Origin of the sequence: Ferruginibacter sp., assembly GCF_031430955.1 — a bacterium.
In the GTDB taxonomy this organism is placed as follows: domain Bacteria; phylum Bacteroidota; class Bacteroidia; order Chitinophagales; family Chitinophagaceae; genus Ferruginibacter.
In genome coordinates, this window is sequence record NZ_JANPCM010000279.1 from 1 (window position 1) to 4,863 (window position 4,863).

4 protein-coding genes are annotated in these 4,863 nt (G+C 35.6%); all 4 read right to left on the minus strand.

The window, feature by feature from the left end:
* On the minus strand, nucleotides 1–425 hold a 425-nt coding region (locus ACY65O_RS07875), incomplete at its 3' end, for an Hsp70 family protein (RefSeq protein ID WP_462220307.1).
* A gap of 72 nt (nucleotides 426–497) precedes the next feature.
* The gene (locus ACY65O_RS07880; RefSeq protein ID WP_462220308.1) at nucleotides 498–1,631 is read right to left on the minus strand and encodes an acyltransferase family protein; all 1,134 of its coding nucleotides are present in this window, start codon (nucleotides 1,629–1,631) and stop codon (nucleotides 498–500) included.
* 87 nt (nucleotides 1,632–1,718) lie between these two features.
* Nucleotides 1,719–1,916, minus strand: a complete 198-nt coding sequence (locus ACY65O_RS07885; RefSeq protein WP_462220309.1) for a hypothetical protein — start codon at nucleotides 1,914–1,916, stop codon at nucleotides 1,719–1,721.
* Nucleotides 1,917–1,925: 9 nt separating this feature from the next.
* On the minus strand, nucleotides 1,926–4,863 hold a 2,938-nt coding region (locus ACY65O_RS07890), incomplete at its 5' end, for a C25 family cysteine peptidase (protein WP_462220310.1).

Consider the following 4,863-nt stretch of genomic DNA (forward strand, 5'->3'; position numbering starts at 1 on the left):
GCCTGTGTTTTTAATTGCTTTAAAATAAGCGACGAGAGATCTACAGGAGAATAAAATTTATCCTCCACCTGAACTTTAACCAGCCGGCCTTCATCATCAATAATTTTATACGCAAGAGAAGATGCATTTACTGCAACATCATTGTATGTTTTACCCATCAAGCGCTTTGCTGAAAAAATTGTATGTGCAGGGGCTGAAATTAAATATTGTTTTGCTTCGTCGCCTACAATCAAATTTCCATCTTTACCAAAATGAATAACAGAAGGGACCAACGAACTGCTGTTATGTTCTTTAAGCGCTACAGGTTTTTTACTTTCGGGATGTATAATGGCCACCAAGCTGTTGGTAGTGCCTAAATCGATACCAACAATAATTTCGTTTTGCTGCAAACTGCCAGTGGCTATATTGATAGCTATTTTAGCCATGTATTTTTTTTGCAAAGTTAATGAATAACAGTTGTTATAATTTGAAACTAAAACTTTAAAAGAAAGGTCATTTTACTTCACATTATCGCCACTTACAACAGCAGAGTATTTTACTTTTTTCTTTATAAAATATTTCTCAAAAAACTGGTAAGAAAGTGCAGCCAGTGCAATTGCCACAGCAACAGTTAAAGGGTAAACTAAAATACTTTTTGTATAATTAAGCACCAAGCAAATTTTTACTGCACATATGATTGCCAAAGGGTGAAACATATAAAGACCGTAAGAAATTTTTCCAAGGTAGGTAAATAATTTATTTTCCAAACTAAAGATAGGTTTAGGGTTAGCAGCAAAATTACATACCTGGTACCCCAGCAATACGGCATAAATTTCGTTATTAAAAAAATTAAAATTATATCCCATTGCACTAAAATAAACGAGTATACCCAGCATACCCAGCTGAAACCACATTGCAAACAAGAGTTGCTTTATTTTTTGAGCAATACTATTTTTTATGAAAATAAGATATGCATAAACACCCCCTATAGCCATACAGCTTATTGGATACCGTGACCAGATTAAAAACCCGGTTTTGCTGTACTTATTTTGCCCGGGAAAATAACGCAGCAAATAATAAATAGACAGATAAATAATTATTACGCCTGCAAAAATGCCTATTTTGTTTTTTATCTTTTTAAATAATACAGGCCAAATAAAATAAAACTGTTCCTCGGCACCAATCGTCCAGCTATGTGTGGCATAAGGTATAAATCCTAAAAAATCCATTACAATATTGGGCATAAAAATGCAATAGAAAAAAAGTTTTAGTGATAATCTTGACCAGATAACTGCTGCGCTGTATCCATTAAAAACTAAAAAATCTATAAATGGAAAAGCAAAAAAAGCCAGTGCAACAGTAAGGAAATAAAGCGGCCATATTCTTAAAGCCCTTCTGATATAAAATGCTTTTACATTAATAGTAGCAGTTAATTGCTGTTCGGTTAATAAGAGATAAGTAATTAGAAAACCGCTGAGTGCAAAGAAGAGTATAACTCCTAATTCGGCACTTACAGGAAAAGAAAATAAAGGATTGAATTTTTGAGTAATACCAAATGCGCCTATTAATTGAGGCACATGACTGAGCAGTACAATTAATGCTGCTATAAACCTTAGCCCGTTCAGGTTTTTAAAATATATTTTGGTATCCATTTTACTTATACGTCAAAAATAGCCACTTATAACAAATAAAAAGAGGCTGCTTAATTTGCAGCCTCATATAAATAAAATTATTTACCCTTAGCGTATAAGCACCATTTTACCATATCCTTTGTTAAAATACTTATCGGTTTTATCACCATCTGCCTGGTATTTATCTAACGATTTTCCATTAAGGTTGGTGAGTACCTTGTACAGGTAAACTCCATTGGCCAGTTTTTGACAATACCTATCTGTAAAATCCCATTTAAAATCGGTAATGTTACTTCCAATATGCAACGGACCTAATTAATCTTTAGTTATTTCTCTTACCACTTTACCTGTAATGGTTAAAATTTGTATCCTTATATTCTGCGGCACTTCGCTGCCGGTTACCGTAAACAAAAATGCTGTGGATGTGGTAAACGGATTAGGATAGTTAAGCAGGTTTGATATCATGGGTTTGTTAATAACATTAAACATAACATGATAGTCCAGAGAGCCTGCTTTATTACCAATTACATCTTTACCTGAAACAATTAATTCATAATCGCCATCTAAAGGAAAATAAGGCATAAAATCAATACTTGCGCTGTTTTCCCCTGCGCCCAAATTTGCAGGGTTAAAACGCATGGTATCGCCAAAATTATAACTGTGTAAAGTATTATCAGGATAACGCACCTGTACTTTTATTGATGCAGTATCGGTTAAGGCCAATGTTTTATTTTCATCTTTTAACTTTATATAGATGTGTGGCTTAGCCGCTACAATATCTTTGTTTAAAATGTGCACTCCATCAAAAGTTACATCAAGCAAAGGATTGAAATTATCCGGCCTTACAAAGAAATCTTTAAACAGTACATTGTTAAAATGCAGTTGTTCAGGCTGGTCGTTATTAGGATTGACATCTACAAATAAAGTATTGTTTCCGGGATAATCCTTAGTATCAATTTTAAACCGGATACTGAGCGTATCGCCTGCTATAAGTATTTTACCGTTTGGAACTGTTAAAGGATGTGGTTGATTATTGTAATCAGTTATCACCGCTTTAAATTTCATAGCGCTGTCAAACTTTGCAGGGCTAATATTTTTAAACGCTACTTTGAAATCAATTATTTCACCCTGATCTACAGTATCTTTCATTTGATACAATATATTGGCTGCCACAGCGCCTTCGGGAACCAATTGTCCGTTAACACGCCAGTAATTTAACTGGTAAGGAGTTGCCACACTAAAATCGCTGTTGTACATTTTTAACTGTAGGTAAGGGTACAGGTTTGCATCAACAAAATCTAAAGTGGTATCCCTCGCAGAAGTAATAGTTTTTAAAAGTGTTGCTGAACCGGCATTATTAATTCCATAAACCCCTATATTGGTTATATCAGCCGTTGGATTTTCCTGGCTGCTGCCACGCCAGTGCAAAAATTCCCATTTTTTTGATGGCCCAAAAACAGGCGATGTTATTGTTCCTTCGGCCTGCTTACCAAAAATATTAAACTCTAAAGAATTTTTATCGAAGATTCCCTGGCTCATACTATATTGAGGAGCAAAATTTGCGGCATCATTTTTCTTGTATGCAAATGTCCAGCAACGAGCCCTGTTAAAAGAATCTATAGAGGCAAAGCCTTCATTTTTTAATTTATCAGTTAATGTGGTGCCTGCGGGACCGTCCAATAACCAGTCGTTAGCAAATGACCAAATAGGGGCTGCAGCTGCAGCAGGTATTGAGTTTTTTACAATAACATAGTAACCTGAAGGAATTGAATCCATAAAATCTTTAATTAACTTACGAGCCGCTTTACCACCGGCTCCCGGCACACCATAATCAAAAGAGAATTGATTTACTGTACTGAGTGCACAAGGCATAGTGCTGCCATACCGACCAGGTGTATTTACCGGAGCATTAAGGACAGGATCTAAAGAAGCCGGATTAAATAAATAGAATATCAAATTTCTTCCAACACCACAGTCATCCTGAATATACTGAGCCCCATTAATCTGCAAATTAAATTCACTACCCTCGGCTAAACTTGTAGGATACATTCCAGTATTAGAAACAATAATTGTTGTTCTTGGATTAAACTTAAAAGCTTTTGATGTACTGTCTAAAGATATATTACTATAAGCTGATTTAAAATGCTGAAAAAGATGCGACTGATTCCACCCATTGGTAGCAGCAGGTAAATACACAAAAGATGCTGTGTTCCAAATAATTGTTGCGTTACCAACAGGCACTGTAGAAGTTCTCCAGTAATACACTGTACTGTCGGTAAAAGTTATATTGGTGGGTTTAAATTCCACCACCCCCCCAACACCTGAGGCATTAAATGTTTTTTTGAAAGAAGAATTGAAAAGTTCTGTAGTGTCAACTTCCATCACATACTGCCGCATGGCCCCCAAAGGATTTGCTGTACTTGCAGTATAAGTGAGGTTCTGCTGATTAACGATAGAAAAATTATAGGGATATACCGGACGTAATTCATCTTCATAAATATAAAATTCTTTTTCTGCCCCATTATTCAATTCAGAAAGTTCAGACACCCTGTTATCTACATCAAGCGTAACAATTATTTTATTTAGCCCTTTATCAGTTCCGGGATTTATGGGTACTACCAAAGCCACCGAATCGCTGTATTTCATTGCACGTATAAGCTGGTTGTATAAAACTTTAATACTGTCGTTTGGCAGTTTACGTTTTATGGTAACCCTGATAGAATCATTAATGGCCATGCCAATATTGAGCATTTTTACGTTAACGTTAAAACTATTATCTGCAACAGAAATTATTGAAGGGCTTATTTTTATCAGTTGCTCTTCTATAATATAATCTGGCTTTTCATGGGCATACAACCTTAAAGCCGGATCGCCGTGCAGTGCTAATTCTTCCAAATGTATCCTGGTGAAATAATCAAGCGATGGATTGTTGCCACCCAAATTCTGCGTAATTTTTTTAACCTGGTCGCCAACAGTTCCTCCATAATTTTTTTTACAAAATTCATTATAGAAACTGGTGTTGTAATAATCAAGAAAAGGCTCAATACCAAAATGAGTATCTGCAAAAAAAGCGATACTTCCCTTTTGTTTGGTAAAAATATATTTTTCTGATAAAGACATGCTGCCGGCAACACGTGTAGGATCGAAGCTGTAAAAATTACCGGCACTGCAGCCGCTAACATTAAAGAATGGATATTTACCCTGGTTGAGATAGGTATCAGGATTGCTCAGATTAAATGCCAGCGTATTTGCG

Bases quoted from the DNA above. Each gene is read 5' to 3' on its own strand.
- ACY65O_RS07880 (WP_462220308.1), bottom strand. From the start codon at position 1,631: ATGGATACCAAAATATATTTTAAAAACCTGAACGGGCTAAGGTTTATA.